The sequence below is a fragment of the Ekhidna sp. genome (assembly GCF_965247405.1).
Lineage (GTDB): Bacteria > Bacteroidota > Bacteroidia > Cytophagales > Cyclobacteriaceae > Ekhidna.
The window spans coordinates 780302-797490 of record NZ_OZ252014.1; the positions used below are offsets into that span (position 1 = coordinate 780302).

Consider the following 17189-nt stretch of genomic DNA (forward strand, 5'->3'; position numbering starts at 1 on the left):
TAAAAAACCCCGCTAAAAGCGGGGTTTAAATTTTATCTTCTCAAAGATTATTGCTGAAATGTCACACCAAGCTTCTCCAACACGCTTATGCTCGGAATGCTTGCGTTCCAACGAGCATTCATCGTGGCAATAATTTCATTGGCAACAATGGCATGTCCACGTGGATTTGGATGCACACCATCAGTAGAAAATACTCCATTCGGTGCAAAATCCGGAGTTAAGGTAACTCCATCAACTTCAATTCCTTGAACACCGTCGGCTGAACCTGTTGGTAAAGCAAGCGCTGTAGCCGTTGCTGCATCAAGACCAAGCATATCCACAAATAGTGGCTGAACTGAAACAAGAGCAATATCTGCCCCTGCATCATTCAAGCTTGTTACAGTAGCTGAAATGGCTCCATTGTAAGTGGCTCTTGCTGTAACAATGGCCGTTTGTTCCTCACTATTTAGAAAATATTGATCACCATTGGCTGCTTCTGTAAATGAAAAGCCAAGAGGTATAACTACTCCAATAGGTGTATCTTCTTCAGTATCATCTCCATCAGCCTCAGTACCTAAGATAGCGCCGGCACTTAATAGAACCAATTCACCATCTACAAGAGGCCTTGATTGCTCATAAGGAACTAAAGCTGCTCTTTCTTGTGCAGTTATTGCCATTCCGGCCTCAAGATTATCAAAATAAGGTTCCAAATCAACGAGTTCCTCATCATGGACAAGTATCGGGTTATCCCCTTCTGAATATGATATTAATCTTCGAGCAATATCTTCACTATCATCATACCCGGCACTTAAGGTTCCTTGTAACGCAGTGTTGACTGCTGCTAAACCATCATTCAATTCAGTTGCTGTAGCTGCATCTAGCTCAATTGCATCCCAGGTTACAGCTTGAAAGAATGGTAAGGTTACAACAGGTGGTAAATCAATTACAACACCTTCTGAGCCATTGGCTGTCAACTGAGTTAATGCCGAACCTAAGTCTGTTGCAAAATCTGTAGATGAATATGCCGTTAATGGCTCATCTCCCTGACCACCAGCCAGAGCGTATCCTAGATAATCATTAGCTCCTAACCATAATGTGAAAAAAGTTCGATCTACAGCAAGCGCGTCACCCAAGACACTAGAAGTATTAGGATCAGCAGCAAATCGTGTAAAATAAGGATTACCGACATCAGGGAATCCATATCCAGGAGTTTCTAAATCACCAAGCTTCATTCCTGGTACTCCAAAATTCCCTAGAGTTGTTTTATCACCTGAATAAGACCCAATCAATTCACCTGTTGTCGGTACTGGTGCTTGAAGTGATAAATCCAGTATAGTCCTCCCGGCTATCACGCCGTTATCAATATCTGAAAAAGTTGAATTAAACCCATTTTCAGAGTTGATATCTGGCTGATTGAAATTGGCTCCACCGACTACAGCAAATTGACCCGCTAGTAAATTAGGGAAGCTATTTTCCTGACCTTGATTGTACAGTGCACCATCTGCAAATCCAGCGGATAGTGAGTTACCTATTGCAATATAACTTGAAAGATCTAGGTCTCCAGAAGTACCCGGAGCTGGAGCTTCCACCTCATTAACCTCTATCCAATCTTCGGTCAAATCATCTTCACTGCTACAGGCCAAAGCGACTATAGCAAAAGTTGAAATAAGTATTTTATTATATAAGTTTTTCATTTTAATACTTTTTTAAAAGTTGCTTAGGATGTTGTCAAGATTCAACTGCACATAGTATAGAGCTCCCATTCTAGGGTTTCCATGTGAAGTGGTATAACGTTCGTTAAGAATGTTTGAACCACCAATCTTTAGTCTTCCATTTATACTTGGAAGTCGGTAGGTAACCTGAGCATCCAAAGTAGCAAAATCTGAGATGATACTAGAACCAATCGCTGACTGCCATAGGAAAGCATCCTGCCATCTGTAGGTCAATCCAAACCCAATTCGCTCTGTCACTTTTCTATTTCCAAATGTGATATTGTATCTCCACTCGGGTGTGTTGAAAGCAACATTGTACGTTCTTGCCGTTACATCATCCAAATCCTCAAGTTTGTTGTAGGATGCATTTGCTCCAAAATTGAATCCCTCAAGGAAAGTATATTCAGCACCAAAGCCAAAACCATAAGAATTAATATCCTCGTCGATGTTAGTATCGTATCCGTATCGCTGAAGACTAATTCCGGTTCCTCCTCCATCTACAAAAGTTTGTAATTCTGCGTCATCGTGTCGAGCTCCTGCTGAGCCTACTGCATACCCACTAGGAACAGACTGAATATCCCCTGTCACTACAGCTTGTGTTACGTCAATCTCTGCTCCGAAATCCTGATAAGTACTGTTGTAGTAAAATGCATCAATCAATAGTCTACCATCCATAAGTAGGCCTTTGTATCCCACCTCCCATGTTGTTACTTTCTCAGTTTCAAATGGTTTATATGCATCGGCAGCAACAACCAAATCATTTACATCTCCACTTGCCTGAGCAGCCATTACACTTTCAGTAGTGTAAACAGTGTTTCTTTCAATGTTGTAGTTTTCAGTTAAGATATCATTTCGACCAATCAATCTTCTGGTAACTACATCTAGATCAATGTATTGATCCTGAGTAGTCGGGATTCTAAACCCTCTCTGGAATGAAGCTCTAAGGTTTTGATCCGCTAGGAATTCCCAAACACCCGAAACTCTTGGAGAGAACTGACCATCAAAGTTTTCATTCTTGTCATAACGAACTGAAGCCTGAAGCTTCACATTGTCAATAACATTTTTAGAAACCTGAAGGTATCCACCAAATTCGTTGAAAGAAACCTCATCACCATTTTCATCCAGGGTGAATAAAGTTCCTTCGGAGTTTAATGCGTACGTTCTGAAATTTGCTCCAACTACCACATCAGCAAAATCAATTTCATTTTTGAAGTTGTAACTACCCTCATAGTGCCACAGTGCTGACTTATCAAGGAATTTTGCACCTCCATCTGCGATAGAAAGCTCTCTGAATTCATTAAAATCGGATTGGAAGGTTTCTGAATCTACACCTGGCTGTGCGGCATCTGCCACTGCTCTGGCGGCAGCATGCAATGCCGTGTAATTATTTGCATCGTACTGTGTGCCATCAGGATTTGTACCAGTGGTATTTCCCCCTGTCAAGAAATCAGTGTAAGCACCAAAATATACTGGTAAATACCTTCGTTGATTTATTAAGGAAGCAATCGTATTTGCAGCATAGGTGTCACCAGCATTTTCCTGTGTAGTGTAGCCTCTTACAAAGAAATTATCACCTCTTAGTTCCAACTTACCAGTCCAAATGGAGAAGTTATCCAGAATGAATCGGTCGTTTGCAGTATATACTGAGCTACCTTGCCCCCAGTTTACTTGAGCCAAAGCTTCGATTTTATCACTCAATCGATAGTGCAATGCTCCACCTAACTTCAGACTTTCTGTTGTATTATCAACGTAATCAACTTCTCTGTAACCTGTTGGTGAAAACGCGCCATTAGCACCGTTAGGAAGTAAACTACGTATAGATTGAACATCCGAATTTCCTCCAGCTATGGCTATATCAGCAACAGTACCTACATCGATCAGGAAGTCACCATAAACATTGATTCCATCATATGTTCTGTTATTTTGTCTGTTGCTGGCTAAATTTCCTTCTACTGTCGCTCCGCTTTGATCTCTATAATCCACACCAATAAAATCCTGTGCTCTCAACCATGAAGCATTGATCTTAAATGCCCATTTGTTGTCGATTGCCTTAGCATATCTTAATCCAATATCCGTATAAGGGGACATTTCATGATCTTCTTCATCTACGTGAGTTACACCAACTTTTGAGTAGAAATCAAGTCCCTGATAATCAAATGGACTCTTACTGTTCATCAGTAAGATTCCCTGAATCGCATTTGGTCCATAAAGAGCAGATGCAGCTCCAGGTATCAATTCAACACTCTCTAGATCCAGCTCACTAATCCCTACTACGTTCCCTACCGGGAAGTTAAGCCCTGGCGCCTGGTTGTCAATTCCGTCAATTAGTTGTACAAATCGAGTGTTACCATTAGCTCCAAAACCACGGGCATTTACAGACTTGAAGGTCAAACTCTGCGTACTGAAATCAACCCCATTCAGGTTTTTTATTCCCGAATAAAAATCCGGAGATGGCGCACTCTGTATATCAAGAATGTCCATTCGTTCAATACTAACAGGTGATTTAAGCGAGCTTTCTTCCACTCTGGATGCTGAAACCACCACTTCTTGTCCTAAAAGTGTTGATTCCTCTAGTTGTACATCAATTTGTGTGGTACTGGCAGAAACTTCAATTCTTTGAGTTTCATAGCCAACATAAGAAACCACCAGATTGAATGGTGGCTGTGACTGAACCGTCAATGTGAATTTACCATCTATGTCTGTGATAGTACCTAGTACAGTACCTTGCACAAGGACGTTAACACCAATTAGTGGTTCGCCCTCACTGTCTACGATGGTTCCACTCACGGTGGTCTGGGCATAAGCCGCAACCGAACAAACGGTCAAGACCAACCCAAAAATCATCTTTGTCAAATTCCTAATCATAAGGTTGATGTTTTGTGATTTAAAATTTTAGGTAATAATAATAATTAAATTTGGCCACAATTAACCAGCTAAAATCCACTAATTGACAAGCGGCTCATGCAAATATTTCAATAGAAATATATTATGCATGCATAATATTAGTGATTTTTCATGAAAAGAAGGAATTTCTATTGAAATCTCAACGCTGAGTTATCCTTCATTTTTTACATGCTCCACCAGCTTATCACATAATGCAGAGATCTCCTGATTCATGTATTCATCTCCGGTGGCATTCAAAACGCTTTGTGCCAAACCACCTAAGCAATCAATGTAGAAATGCTTCATTTCATCCAAGGGCATATCTTTAGACCAGAGGTCGATACGCATGGTATTCTTATTTTCATGATCCCAAAGAGACAAGCTGATCGATTTGGTCTCCGATGGACCCGGTTGATCTTTTTCATCTGCATCCCACATGATTTTTTCGGGGATGTTTTCCTTATCTAACTCTACTACAAACTTGATTTCTGATTTTCTCATTTGAAATAATGGTATTTAAATAGTCGTTTTTTTGTGAATCTGAGTAATCCTGCACTGCTACTCCAAAAAGGAACGAGTTACGGAAGTGAATTTCTAAAAGAAATGAAACGATTGTCTGATTCATCATCTATTGTCGTATCACAACCTAATGCATCAGCAAATGCATCAATCGTTTCCAATCTGGTAGTATCCAGCCTGTGAGCGCCAATAAATACGGAAATCAGCTCCGGTTGAACATTTAATATCCGATCCATACACACACCCCATGCGTTACATGCCTGATCGGAACCTGCTAATAATGATATGGATAGGGTATCAGCGGCTAATTCATTCGCTCGCGAAAGCTGTACATATGTTCCTCTTAAATCTAAATCAGCAATAATCTGATTGAGCTTTTCTGCATCACCAGTTGTGGCAATGGACTTTAATCCATTTACTCCATATTTAAAAAATAGTCTCTCTGTAATATGTGATTGATCAACATGTGCCACAAGGTGGGCCAGCAGACCAGAAAACTGATCTTCATTTGCCAAATAAAAGATCATTCCTGTGCTCACATAAATATACCCTCCCGGCAATGCAAATGCCTGTCTGGTTTCGTCATCGAAAAGGGTAATTGTCCAATTGAATTCTTCGCTTTTAGTAATGGCAGATGAGTTGGTGATCTCATTCAATCGAGAATTCACATATCCATAGGCAATGCTATTTCCTTCTGAGGGAATCACGCCAAAACTCCCATCTTCCAAAATCATTTCAGAGAGCTTCTCACCCAGCAGCACCTCATCTTCTTCCGTAAAGTCAATTAGATCTTCTGTCTTTTTGCAACCCAGGAGGGATACAAAAGCAAATAGTGTTAATATGGTGTAGTAACCAACTCTCATGATAAAATATCCATTGCCGCTTCCCGATCTCTATGAAGTTGATTTTTCAATTCTTCGATGCTCTCAAATTTCATTTCTTTTCGTAAAGCTCGCACAAATTCAACGACAATTTCCTTTCCATAGATATCTGCATCAAAATTAAATAGATGAACTTCTATGGTGCGGTTGCTCCCATCTACTGTGGGTTTAAAGCCAATGTTAAGCATTCCATTATACATAAGTGAATCAACCCAAACCTTTACAGCATATGCTCCATCAGCGGGAAGTAGCTTATAGGTTTGCGGAATTTCAATATTAGCCGTAGGAAACCCGATGGATCGACCTTTTTTATTCCCATCAATCACTTTTCCTTTAATGGAATAGTTCCTCCCTAAAAGTGAGTTGGCTAAATGTATTTCACCACTTTCCAGGGTATTCCTAATCTTAGTGGAGCTGATGCCAATGTGATCTATCTCTTGTTTGGAGATTTCATTTACTTCAAATCCATACTTTCCGGAATGCTCGTGGAGGAAATGGATATTCCCTTCCCGATTGTTACCAAAATGGTGATCATAGCCGATAAAAAGCTTTTTGGTACCTACTTTTTCAACCAGTATTTGTCTGACGAATTCATCAGCACTGAGATTTGAAAACTCAGGCGTAAACGCAATTTTTAGAATGTAATCAACACCCAGATCAGCTATCAATTCTACCTTTTCCTCAAACGTTGAGAGTAGCTTAAGCTTCTCAGCGTCTTTATTGAGAATAAAGCGCGGATGAGGCCAAAAAGTAATTAATACGCTCTTCCCATTATTTTTCTTTGCTTCAGAGACAAGACGCTTTAGAATCGCCTGATGTCCAACATGCACGCCATCAAACGTTCCAATCGTTACCACCGCAAAATCCGGTTTCTCGAATGCCTCTATGTGATCAACTACCTGCATTGTGCTGTTGAACAAATTCATCCAAATCTACTGCATCTGACAACTGATATTCTCCTACGCTGGTTCGTACCAGTTTTTTTAAATACGCCCCTACCCCTATCATTTGACCGAAATCATGAGCCAGACTTCTAATGTAGGTGCCTTTTGAGCATGATACTTTAAACTTTACTTCCGGGAGGTTCGAATAATCAATTTGAAAGTCATGGATCGTCAACGATCGGGGTTCAAGTTTGACTTCTTTATTCTTCCTTGCCTTTTTGTAAGCTCGCTCCCCTCCTACTTTGATGGCCGAGTGAGCAGGCGGTATTTGCTCGATATTACCAGATAATTGCTTTCGGGCATCTTCAAGCTGATTTTCAGTTACTCCTAACCAGTCCTTTTCAGAATCAAATTCCGTTTCTAAATCATAGGATGGGGTTGTCTTCCCAATTTCAATAATGCCTTCATAGGTTTTATCCAGTCCTTGTAGCTCATTTAGCTTTTTTGTGAATTTACCCGTGCCAATGATGAGCAGTCCTGTAGCTAAAGGATCAAGGGTACCCGCATGACCAATCTTTTTTACTTTCAGCGTATAGCGAAGTTTTTTTACCACATCAAATGATGTCCAGTCCACCGGTTTATTGATTAATATGAGCCTTCCTTCAGCGTAGGTATTTTCCATTTCAGGTTGCTGTAATCGCTATAATTCCAACTATGAAGCAATAAATGGCAAAGTAGGTCAACTTGCCCCTTTTCACGATTTTAATCATCCATTTACATGCAATAAAGCCAGAAATAAATGCAGCTAGAAAACCAATAATAAGACTGGATGCATTGATCGAGTGAGCTGCAGTATTTTCCGTGTAATCCATTATTTCAAGCAAACTTGCACCAAGAATCGGTATCAAAACCATAAGGAATGAAAACCGGGCAGCCTTGGATCGCTCCACTCCTAAAATCAATGCGGTAGCTATCGTCGAACCGGATCTGGAAATTCCGGGAAGCACGGCAAATGCCTGAGCTATGCCAATGATAATTGCACCAACAAATCCAACTGACCTGGTGCCGTCGTTTTTATAATGGGCAAAAAGCAACAAACCTCCGGTTATCAAAAGCATGGAACCAACCAGCAACAGATTCCCAATAAACAGTGCTTCAATTTGGTCTTTGAAAAAGACCGCCACTACAAACACGGGAATCATGGAAAGAATAATCTTAGCAGCAAACTGTGTAGAATCATTCCACTCAAACTTGAAGATGTCCCTAAGCAGCTCCACAATATCATTTTTAAAAACAGCTATTGTTGCCAGTGCCGTGGCTAAGTGAACTGTAACTGCAAATAGCAAATTATCTGAGCTCTGAGCGTTTAGAAGTACCGATCCTATTTCCAAATGACCACTACTACTAACCGGTAAGAATTCTGTAAGTCCTTGTATGATTCCCAGAATCAGGGCTTCAATCCAGCTCATTCAGAATCTGAATTTGTTTTCGGTTTATAAAAAATGGCTACAAACTGGATAATGAAACCAAGCATGACCACTACAGGTCCCAGCGTCAATCCAAGAAATCCAAATCCATAAGGTTCTGTATCCATCGTCATGATAACGAATCCCAGAGCAAGAACAATAACTCCGGTGATCATGATTATGTAGTTGACTTTTGAGAAAGCAAGTTTTCTTTTTTCTGACATGTCTTTAATAAAGTTCGTCTAGTGACATTTTTAAATATTTTCTAATCGCTCGTAAAGAGCTGAAGTATCCTACGATGATTCCCATCATTAGGATTAGTCCGAACAGTAAAATAAATCCATTCGCATCTTGAAGTTCTTCCAATCCTTCAATCATTCCATTCATATAGATGGTGAATCCATAGATTATTCCACAGGCCAGAACACCGGCAAAAAAACCATAGAGCATGGATCTGTATAGGAATGGGCGCTGAATAAAAGAACTGGTTGCTCCCACCAACTGCATACTTCTTATTAAGAATCGTTGAGAAAACAGTGCCAGTTTAATGGTGTTATTAATCAAGATAATTACTACGAGCAGAGCAAAAATGGCTATACCAAGCAATATAAATCCTATTTTAGTTAGGTTCTCATTGATACTCTCAATGAGGCTCTCCTCATACTCTACCTCGAACACTCCACGCATGCCCTCGATTTCTCCTTTGATTTGATTTAAACTATCAAGTGCCTGGTAGTCGCCTTTGATTTTAACTGCAAAAAGATCCCTCAGTGGATTGTCTCCTAAAAAATCTTTAAAATCCTCGCCGGTAGCTTCAATAAATTGCTTGGCAGCTTCTTCTTTGGTAATCAGCGTGATCTGCGGTGTTTCTTTTACTAAGGTGTAGGGCTTAGACGCAATCGCTGTTCGGATTTTGGTGATATCAGACTGAGAGATGTTTTTATTGAGATAAACCTGAACTTCAATATTCTCCTGAATCTGAGTGCCAAGCCTTGAGCTATGTATCAACAACCAACCAAAAAGCCCTAAAACCAACAATGCCACTGTGATACTAAATACCACACTGGCAAAGGGGTAGCTTCCGAGCTTACGTTTTTTTCTGGTCTTCTTCTCTTCCATTTAAGCCACGAATTTAGGCAAAATGGAAATGCTTTGGAACATTACTTATTTTCTCTGAGCAACTCCAGCTCCGTGATCACATTCTGATCTTTCACAGCGGGTAGTTCAGTTAGACGATCGGTCGTTCCTACTTTATAATATGTATCAATGTAGTAGACATAGATGCGTCTCCCTGAAGCGCTATTGATCTCGAGGATCTCATAAGTGGATTTATCAAAATCACCGCTCAAGAAAAGCTTGCCATCATAGTACTTGTATTTGATCGTCTTACTTCGATTGATTTCAGTCTCTACATCAATCGGATCTTCGGATGCAGTAGTATTTGTGGTTTCAGGTAGCTCATCTAAACCTGCAGATTGGAATTTACTGTCTTCTTCGACATCTGCCACGGCAGGCGCTTCAAAAGATGGTTTGAACACCTCTTTATCAGCTTTACTTGTTACCAGTTCTTCATTTACAGACTGCTGATCTATAGTCTGAATATCAGACTTTTGTTCCACAGCTGGTTCATTAGCTATTTCAGGTTTCTCTAGTTCGGTATTTACTGAAATATCAGTGTCTTCTTGACCCAACTCCCAGACATACTCCATAGATTCAGCAACAGGAGCATTTATTGTCACTTCGGCTCCCGATTCCATTTGGTCATCTTGTTCCCCGTATAGGTAAATACCTGTACCAATTAATGAGGCTACAATCACACCACCCATTGATTTCATCAACGCAGACTGCCCCATAAACTCCATCCAGGTTGGGCCTACATTGATGGCGTCAAGGCGCGCCTTAAGCTCTAATTTGCGATATTCTTTCAGACCGCCTACAATATCGGCTTGCAGATCATTCTCTGCTTTTAAGGCTGGATCTGACTCCAATTGCTTTTCAAAACTTGTCATTTCTGACTCGCTCATCCTGCCGGAGTGGTACTTATCGATTTGCTCTAGTTGTTGGTTTGTCATGTCTAATCAAAAAAGTCTTCGGTGGTGTATTTCCTCTTTATTAAACTATCTAATTTCTTCTTACACTTATATTTTTTTGTCTTTGCCGTATCAGTATTGGCAAAATTCATTTTCTCAGCTATCTCTTGCATACCCATTCCATCGAAATAGTAATGCGTAAGCACTTTCTTGCATACATCGCCCAATTGAGCAATGCAATCCATCACAATTTTCAGCCGCTCTTTAGCGTCGTGCGTTTGAAATTCTTCACGATCAACCTCCTCATTGCTCAAACGACTTTTTCTATCTAATTCCTTTCTCCACTGATTGAGACAGATGCTGTATAAGTAGGTGCTGATTTTAGATGTCAAAACCAACTTTCCACTGACAGCTTTCTGCCAAAAAGCGAGTAAGGCTTCCTGGTATACATCTTTCGCCTCGTCCTCAGTTCCGTTGTTACTAAGCACAATCTTGGTCATCATCCTGTAATATTTCTTATACAGATGATCAAGTACGCGCTCATCTCCGCGACTAATTCGCTCCAGTATCTCACTGTCCTTCATACACCAAGCCAGTTTTTAATACGATTAATATCCATTTAGTAACCCCTCCCTGGTGAGTTCAAGGGTTAATCAATTGTAAAATACGATAAAACTCACGTTATCTCATAAAGATTATTAAGCCAAAACTACATTTGGGAAACAGACGAAAGCAATTGCTTTATCTGGATAATCCATTAAAAATTCCCTTTGTAAGAAATTTTTAAAGCTATTCAGTAGAATGTTTTTGAAATCAAAATAACTAAGTTCTATCCAAGAATACGGGTTAAATCGATCACACTTCCTTCCGCTACTCCATAAACACAATCTCCCTTTCCAGGTCTTATTTTCTTCAAACCAGTAAATTGTCCAAAGGCAGGTAAAACTCCATGATCTACTGTGAAATAGAAACATGGCAAAGTAATGCTTTGCCTACCTTTTCCCCGCACAATCACCCCTGGGTGTATGTGTCCTGAAATATTATAAAATGAAGAAGGCTCTTGATAATGAGAGAAAGAAAAGGGCTCCATCTCCAAATGGGGAGTTACTGCAAGTGCAACTGGGTACTCCGGAAGGATGTCATGATTTCCTTCAACCAGGGTGAAATTGATTGAGTCAAAGACCTGAAGGAAATTCAGAAAATCCTGCCACTCGTTGTTTTCAAAACTGTGAAAAAGATCTCCAAGCAGCAGTACTTTCTTAGGATTGTATCGCTTGATTAGTGCCTCTAGAGTCTGAATATCAGTGAGGTGTATTCTTCTGGAAACCGGGATTCCATGTTTTCTAAAATGCCCTGCCTTCCCTAAGTGGAGATCAGACAAAATCAGCGTTTGTTGTTTTTTCCAAAAAATGGCTCGCTCAGGAAGTAAGGTGAGAACTTCACCCGAAATCTTGACCTCCATCACCCTTCCGTATATGGTAGCCAGGTTTGGGTTCGGTAGAAAAAGAGTAAATAGCCCCTTACTTTTAACTTTCCTTCTTCAATCCAAAGTTTGCAGTCATAAATATTCCCGTTTTCAGGATCCAGAATCTCTCCTTTACGGTACTCCTCATCTCCTTTGTCATATTTCATGTCAGAGATGATCTCCATCCCAATCACTTTCTTCCCTTTTCGGTGATCTTCACATTCCTCACAAACCGGATCAGGGTCCTCTCCAGGTTCTCTAAAGAGCTTTATGATCTTCCCATAGTATCGACCATCTTTTTCATAAATATCTACCACAGACCGGGGTTTACCAGATTCATCATCGATGGTCTTCCAGGTTCCGACAATAGACTGACTGTATAGCAACGAAGCTAAAAACAGTGAAATAAGAGATAATGCAATTTTCATAGGTCAAATTTAATCTTCACTGACAGATCGTTCAAGCTGCATCTGCATTTTTAAAATACGGTCGGTCACATCTTCCGAACTCAGCCGCTCCCTTCGAATCATATCTACCAAAATGGGGAAAGCAAAGGGGGTTGGCTTTGTCGTCTCTTTTAAAATGATTTTCTGTGAATTAATCCTACGTATGGCCTCCATAAACCGGGATTGATCCAGTTGAAGCGTCATGACCTCTTCCATGGATTGTTTTAAAAGCAAGTTGCTTTCATCGTACTCTTTAAATGCCTTGTAAATAATTCCTGAGGAAGCCTGAAGATGTCTGGCTCGAATATTTTTTCCAGGATAGCCTTGAAAAATCAAGCCGGCAATGGTTGCAACATCCCGAAACTTGCGTTGCGCCATCTCCGTCATGTTGATCGATTCATTAATGTCCTGATAGAGATTCTCTTCCGAAAAGAGATCTAATTCCAGCGCTTCTTCGATTGCGATTTCCTGATCTGAAAGAAGCTCAAATCCATAGTCATTCATGGAGATTGAGAAGGTAATCTTTTGAAGTTTACTCATTCTGTAGGCTATCAGGCCAGCTAAGACCTCATGCACAAACATTCCTTCGAAAGTGAAAAAGAAGAGGTGATGTCCGTGCTCCGTTTCTACCTTTTCTATCAGAAGCGAGTCTTTATCCGGAATCATTGACATGCGGCTCTGAAGATCCAATATAGGTTTAATCTTATGAAGCTCAGGGTCAGTAAAGTCCCCCATAATAGCTAGCTGAAGCTTTTCCCTTATTTGGTCTGAAAGTAAAGATGACAATGGGAGTCTTCCTCCTCCCCACGATGGAGTTAGCCCGCTCTTTCGTTTGGACTTTTTTACAAGAACAGTCAAGTCCTTTATCCGCACAAACTCCAGGTTTTGACCGGCAAACCAAAAGGTATCTCCGGGATTTAGTTTGGAAACAAAACTCTCCTCAACCGTACCTAAATGCCCCCCGGTAATAAACTTTACACTCATGGCCGGGTCGCCTACTATGGTGCCTATTGAGAGTTTATGCCGCTGAGCTGCGCGTTTATTAATGATCTTATAAACCCCACCATCGTTATAAACCCTAGAAAATTCATCGTATTCTCCCAGGGTACTTCCACCTGTAGTAATGAACTCTAAAACCCAATTCCATTCCTCACCAGTCAGCAATCGAAAGCTATAGGTTTGCTTAACCTCCTCCAAAATCTCTAATGGTCGAAAACCTCCACTTACTGAAAGTGTTACCAGATATTGTACCAGGACATCCAGACATTTTTCCAATGGTTTCCTTTGTTCAAATCTTCCATTTTTAATTGCTGATCGAAGTGCAGCACCTTCTATTAATTCCAATGAGTGAGTTGGTACAAAATATATTCGACTGATTTCACCGGGACCGTGTCCACTCCTACCCGCACGTTGTTGAAACCGGGAAACCCCTTTGGGGCCGCCAATCTGAATGACCGTATCTACCGGACGAAAATCAACTCCCAAATCCAGGCTTGAGGTACAAACCACCAGCTTCAGCTTTCCTTCATGAAGTGCGTCCTCAACCCAATTTCGAATATGCTGATCCATGGATCCATGATGCATCGCCATTACTCCGGCCAGATCAGGTGCTGCTTTTAAAATTGCCTGGTACCACAGTTCGGTTTGAGATCGGGTATTGGTAAAGAGAAGAGTGGTATTGCTTTGCTCAATAATTGGAACAACCTTATCGATGAGTTTTACACCCAGATACCCCGACCAGGGAAATTTTTCCACTTCGTCCGGCATGATGGACTCCACTACAATTTGCTTCTCAATATCCGATTTGATTGAAATAGCGTCTTTGTGGAGATCTTCACCAAGCAGCACTCGTTTGGCTTGTGGTAAGTTTCCAATAGTCGCTGAAATTCCCCATATTTTAAGTTTACCACCTGTTAGCTTCTTAAGTCTAGAAATGGCTAATTCGGTAGCTACTCCTCTTTTAGTGCCAATTAATTCATGCCACTCATCAACGACGATGCTTTGAACATTTTTTAAATAGTTGGGATAATCTGCTTGAGACAACAATACATGTAAACTTTCAGGGGTGATCACCAGTGCTTGTGGAGCAACTTTCTTTTGCTTTTGACGCTCGGTGGTTGTTGTGTCGCCTGTTCGTAAACCCACCTTCCATCGGACATCCAGATCATTACAAAAGTTTTGCATGGCACTCTGAATATCCTTTGCCAAAGCTCTCAATGGGGTGATCCACAAAACCCGAACTTCAGGTCTTACATCATGCAGTTTATGTGTTTTTAAAAATTCCAATACACATGGAACCCAAAGTGCATAGGTTTTACCGGAACCAGTGGGGGCATTTAGTAATCCGCTTTTGCCATCTAAATATGCTCCCCAGGTCTTCCGCTGAAATGCGAAAGATTTCCATCCTTTGGACTGAAACCAGTCTTCGGCTATTTGAAAAAGCTCCTTATCTGCCACAGATCGGAAGTTAAATTAAAGGCACAAAAAAACCCCAACTTAAATAAGCCGGGGTTTCAAATTTTGTTTCGAATGAAACTTATTTCATTGCTTTGATTTGCTCTTCAATAGCTGACTTCTCGCCAACAAGTGTATCAACCTTAACCATGCTTTCTCCATCTTCAACTGTGGTAGAAGTCACAATCGCTTGCACTTGCCCATCTTCCAATGACTCCATCATCACTTTGATTTCTTTAGACACTTCATTGATGGGCTCAGCCTCCTCCACAACTACGGTTGCAGTCTCCTCAGTTGCACCGTGTCCCGATCCGTAAACCTCACCTAGAATTGGAGCGATTACCAGACCTACCAGACAAGTCAATTTGATTAAAATATTCATTGATGGACCAGAAGTATCTTTGAATGGATCCCCTACTGTATCTCCGGTTACTGCCGCTTTATGAGCTTCTGAACCTTTATATGTCATTTCACCATCGATTTCAATACCTGCTTCAAAGGATTTCTTAGCATTATCCCATGCGCCACCTGCGTTGTTTTGGAAGATTGCCCAAAGTACACCGGACACTGCCACACCAGCCATGTAGCTACCAAGTGCTTCAGGACCCATGAAGAATCCAATCAGGATCGGTGCAATGATGGTGATTGCTCCCGGAAGCATCATCTCTCTTAGTGCTGCTTTAGTAGAAATGTCCACGCACTTACCATACTCAGGTTTTCCAGTGCCTTCCATGATACCCGGAATCTCTTTGAACTGGCGTCTTACTTCTTTAACCATCTCCATGGCTGCTTTTCCAACCGATCTCATCGCTAATGCAGAGAAGACTACTGGCACCATTCCTCCAATAAATAACGCTGCAAGAACATCTGCTTTAAAAATGTTGATTCCATCAATCCCTGTAAAAGTTACATATGCTGCAAAAAGTGCCAATGCAGTCAATGCTGCAGAAGCAATCGCAAATCCTTTACCGATCGCTGCAGTTGTATTACCAACAGAATCAAGAATATCTGTTTTCTCTCTTACATCGTCAGGTAGTTCGCTCATCTCAGCAATACCACCAGCATTATCGGCAATCGGCCCAAAAGCGTCAATCGCTAACTGCATGGCTGTGGTAGCCATCATAGCAGATGCAGCGATACCTACACCGTAAAAACCAGCAAGCTCATATGCTCCCCAAATCGCACCTGCGAAAAGAAGGATTGGTGCGAATGTAGAAATCATTCCTGTTGAAAGACCTGCAATGATGTTTGTTGCAGCTCCAGTTGCAGAGTTTTGTACGATATCTACTACAGGCTTTTTACCAAGACCTGTATAGTATTCAGTGAAGTATGAAATAAGACCGCCTACAGCCAAACCTACTAACACCGCATAGAATACACTCATTGAAGTTACGGTGAGGCTTCCTTCTCCGAAGAACACCATGGTCATTTCGGCAGGTAGGAGAAGATCAATTACGAAATAGCATGCTACTGCCGTGAGAATAATCGATCCCCAGTTTCCTTTATTGAGTGCCGCCTGCACTTGTGATTCCTTTGCATCGTTACCTGATACTTTGATTAGCATGGTTCCAAGAATTGAGAATACAATTCCTAAACCAGCAATTACAAGCGGAAGAAGAATAGGTCCAATTCCATTGAACTCATCGGTAATGGAACCGCCCATATCTCTGATTACATAGTTTCCTAGTACCATCGATGCAAGCACAGTGGCAACATAAGAACCGAACAGGTCAGCGCCCATACCAGCCACGTCACCAACGTTATCTCCAACATTATCAGCAATGGTTGCTGGATTTCTTGGATCATCCTCTGGGATTCCCGCTTCCACTTTTCCTACCAAATCAGCTCCTACATCCGCAGCTTTGGTATAAATACCACCACCAACTCTGGCAAATAGTGCGATAGACTCAGCTCCTAAAGAGAAACCAGCAAGTGCCTCAAGCACAATCGTCATATCGTTAACTCCATTAGCAGTCCATTGGCCTCCCATGAAGTATTGGAATAATAAGATAAATATGATACTCAGGCCGAAAACTGCAAGACCGGCTACTCCAAGCCCCATCACAGTTCCTCCTGTAAAAGATACTTTTAATGCCTGTGGTAGGCTTGTTCTTGCTGCTTGAGTCGTTCTTACGTTGGCAGCTGTTGCGATACGCATTCCTATGTTTCCTGCCAAGGCAGAGAAAAATGCGCCAATGACAAATGCTACAATGATGAACCAGTGTGTGGTTTCAACGAGGGAAGAGATTACTCCCAAAAGAACGCCTGCTAATACTACGAAAATAGCCAGGATTCGATACTCAGCACTAAGAAATGCCAAGGCCCCTTCTCTAATGTGATTAGCAAGGTCTTGCATCTTCGAATCACCTGCATCCTGCTTATAGACCCAGCGGGATTTGATGATCATCACAAGAAGCCCTAAAAGCCCAAGGGCAGGCACTAAATAGATTAATTTATCCATGATTTTTTA

The 17189-nt window shown here is 41.2% G+C and carries 15 protein-coding genes; all 15 read right to left on the reverse strand.

What is annotated here, in order from left to right:
* Window positions 1-47 precede the first annotated feature (47 nt).
* Window positions 48-1673, reverse strand: coding sequence for a hypothetical protein (locus ACP14Y_RS03465; protein ID WP_424961579.1), 1626 nt, complete (start codon window positions 1671-1673; stop codon window positions 48-50).
* Between the two features lie 12 nt (window positions 1674-1685).
* On the reverse strand, window positions 1686-4556 hold the full coding sequence (locus ACP14Y_RS03470) for a TonB-dependent receptor (RefSeq protein WP_424961580.1): 2871 nt from the start codon (window positions 4554-4556) through the stop codon (window positions 1686-1688).
* Window positions 4557-4745: 189 nt separating this feature from the next.
* Window positions 4746-5075 (reverse strand): gliding motility protein GldC, encoded by a 330-nt coding sequence (gene gldC, locus ACP14Y_RS03475; RefSeq protein ID WP_424961581.1) that lies wholly within the window; start codon window positions 5073-5075, stop codon window positions 4746-4748.
* A 77-nt stretch (window positions 5076-5152) separates the two neighbouring features.
* Window positions 5153-5956, reverse strand: a complete 804-nt coding sequence (locus tag ACP14Y_RS03480; protein WP_424961582.1) for a M48 family metalloprotease — start codon at window positions 5954-5956, stop codon at window positions 5153-5155.
* Window positions 5953-6879 (reverse strand): bifunctional riboflavin kinase/FAD synthetase, encoded by a 927-nt coding sequence (locus ACP14Y_RS03485; protein ID WP_424961583.1) that lies wholly within the window; start codon window positions 6877-6879, stop codon window positions 5953-5955. The genes ACP14Y_RS03480 and ACP14Y_RS03485 overlap by 4 nt, the downstream gene beginning before the upstream one ends.
* Window positions 6866-7540, reverse strand: coding sequence for a tRNA pseudouridine(55) synthase TruB (gene truB, locus ACP14Y_RS03490; protein WP_424961584.1), 675 nt, complete (start codon window positions 7538-7540; stop codon window positions 6866-6868). The genes ACP14Y_RS03485 and truB overlap by 14 nt, the downstream gene beginning before the upstream one ends.
* Window position 7541: 1 nt before the next feature.
* Complete coding sequence (locus tag ACP14Y_RS03495; protein ID WP_424961585.1) at window positions 7542-8327, reverse strand: undecaprenyl-diphosphate phosphatase; 786 nt, start codon at window positions 8325-8327, stop codon at window positions 7542-7544.
* The gene (locus ACP14Y_RS03500; RefSeq protein ID WP_424961586.1) at window positions 8324-8548 is read right to left on the reverse strand and encodes a DUF3098 domain-containing protein; all 225 of its coding nucleotides are present in this window, start codon (window positions 8546-8548) and stop codon (window positions 8324-8326) included. Before ACP14Y_RS03500 ends, ACP14Y_RS03495 begins: the two co-directional genes overlap by 4 nt.
* 4 nt (window positions 8549-8552) lie before the next feature.
* Window positions 8553-9443 (reverse strand): cell division protein FtsX, encoded by an 891-nt coding sequence (locus ACP14Y_RS03505; protein WP_424961587.1) that lies wholly within the window; start codon window positions 9441-9443, stop codon window positions 8553-8555.
* A 41-nt stretch (window positions 9444-9484) separates the two neighbouring features.
* A complete protein-coding gene (locus tag ACP14Y_RS03510) occupies window positions 9485-10396 on the reverse strand; it encodes a hypothetical protein (protein ID WP_424961588.1) in 912 nt (303 codons plus the stop codon).
* 2 nt (window positions 10397-10398) lie between these two features.
* The gene (locus ACP14Y_RS03515; RefSeq protein WP_424961589.1) at window positions 10399-10938 is read right to left on the reverse strand and encodes an RNA polymerase sigma factor; all 540 of its coding nucleotides are present in this window, start codon (window positions 10936-10938) and stop codon (window positions 10399-10401) included.
* A 245-nt stretch (window positions 10939-11183) separates the two neighbouring features.
* Window positions 11184-11816 (reverse strand): ligase-associated DNA damage response endonuclease PdeM, encoded by a 633-nt coding sequence (gene pdeM, locus ACP14Y_RS03520; RefSeq protein WP_424961590.1) that lies wholly within the window; start codon window positions 11814-11816, stop codon window positions 11184-11186.
* Window positions 11816-12247 (reverse strand): DUF2147 domain-containing protein, encoded by a 432-nt coding sequence (locus ACP14Y_RS03525; protein ID WP_424961591.1) that lies wholly within the window; start codon window positions 12245-12247, stop codon window positions 11816-11818. Before ACP14Y_RS03525 ends, pdeM begins: the two co-directional genes overlap by 1 nt.
* Window positions 12248-12256: 9 nt before the next feature.
* Entirely contained in the window at window positions 12257-14722 is a 2466-nt protein-coding gene (locus tag ACP14Y_RS03530) for a ligase-associated DNA damage response DEXH box helicase (protein ID WP_424961592.1), read from the reverse strand.
* A gap of 79 nt (window positions 14723-14801) precedes the next feature.
* Entirely contained in the window at window positions 14802-17180 is a 2379-nt protein-coding gene (locus ACP14Y_RS03535; protein ID WP_424961593.1) for a sodium-translocating pyrophosphatase, read from the reverse strand.
* Between the last annotated feature and the right edge of the window lie 9 nt (window positions 17181-17189).

Bases quoted from the DNA above. Each gene is read 5' to 3' on its own strand.
- ACP14Y_RS03465 (WP_424961579.1), bottom strand. From the start codon at position 1,673: ATGAAAAACTTATATAATAAAATACTTATTTCAACTTTTGCTATAGTC.
- ACP14Y_RS03470 (WP_424961580.1), bottom strand. From the start codon at position 4,556: ATGATTAGGAATTTGACAAAGATGATTTTTGGGTTGGTCTTGACCGTT.
- gldC (WP_424961581.1), bottom strand. From the start codon at position 5,075: ATGAGAAAATCAGAAATCAAGTTTGTAGTAGAGTTAGATAAGGAAAAC.
- ACP14Y_RS03480 (WP_424961582.1), bottom strand. From the start codon at position 5,956: ATGAGAGTTGGTTACTACACCATATTAACACTATTTGCTTTTGTATCC.
- ACP14Y_RS03485 (WP_424961583.1), bottom strand. From the start codon at position 6,879: ATGCAGGTAGTTGATCACATAGAGGCATTCGAGAAACCGGATTTTGCG.
- truB (WP_424961584.1), bottom strand. From the start codon at position 7,540: ATGGAAAATACCTACGCTGAAGGAAGGCTCATATTAATCAATAAACCG.
- ACP14Y_RS03495 (WP_424961585.1), bottom strand. From the start codon at position 8,327: ATGAGCTGGATTGAAGCCCTGATTCTGGGAATCATACAAGGACTTACA.
- ACP14Y_RS03500 (WP_424961586.1), bottom strand. From the start codon at position 8,548: ATGTCAGAAAAAAGAAAACTTGCTTTCTCAAAAGTCAACTACATAATC.
- ACP14Y_RS03505 (WP_424961587.1), bottom strand. From the start codon at position 9,443: ATGGAAGAGAAGAAGACCAGAAAAAAACGTAAGCTCGGAAGCTACCCC.
- ACP14Y_RS03510 (WP_424961588.1), bottom strand. From the start codon at position 10,396: ATGACAAACCAACAACTAGAGCAAATCGATAAGTACCACTCCGGCAGG.
- ACP14Y_RS03515 (WP_424961589.1), bottom strand. From the start codon at position 10,938: ATGAAGGACAGTGAGATACTGGAGCGAATTAGTCGCGGAGATGAGCGC.
- pdeM (WP_424961590.1), bottom strand. From the start codon at position 11,816: ATGGAGGTCAAGATTTCGGGTGAAGTTCTCACCTTACTTCCTGAGCGA.
- ACP14Y_RS03525 (WP_424961591.1), bottom strand. From the start codon at position 12,247: ATGAAAATTGCATTATCTCTTATTTCACTGTTTTTAGCTTCGTTGCTA.
- ACP14Y_RS03535 (WP_424961593.1), bottom strand. From the start codon at position 17,180: ATGGATAAATTAATCTATTTAGTGCCTGCCCTTGGGCTTTTAGGGCTT.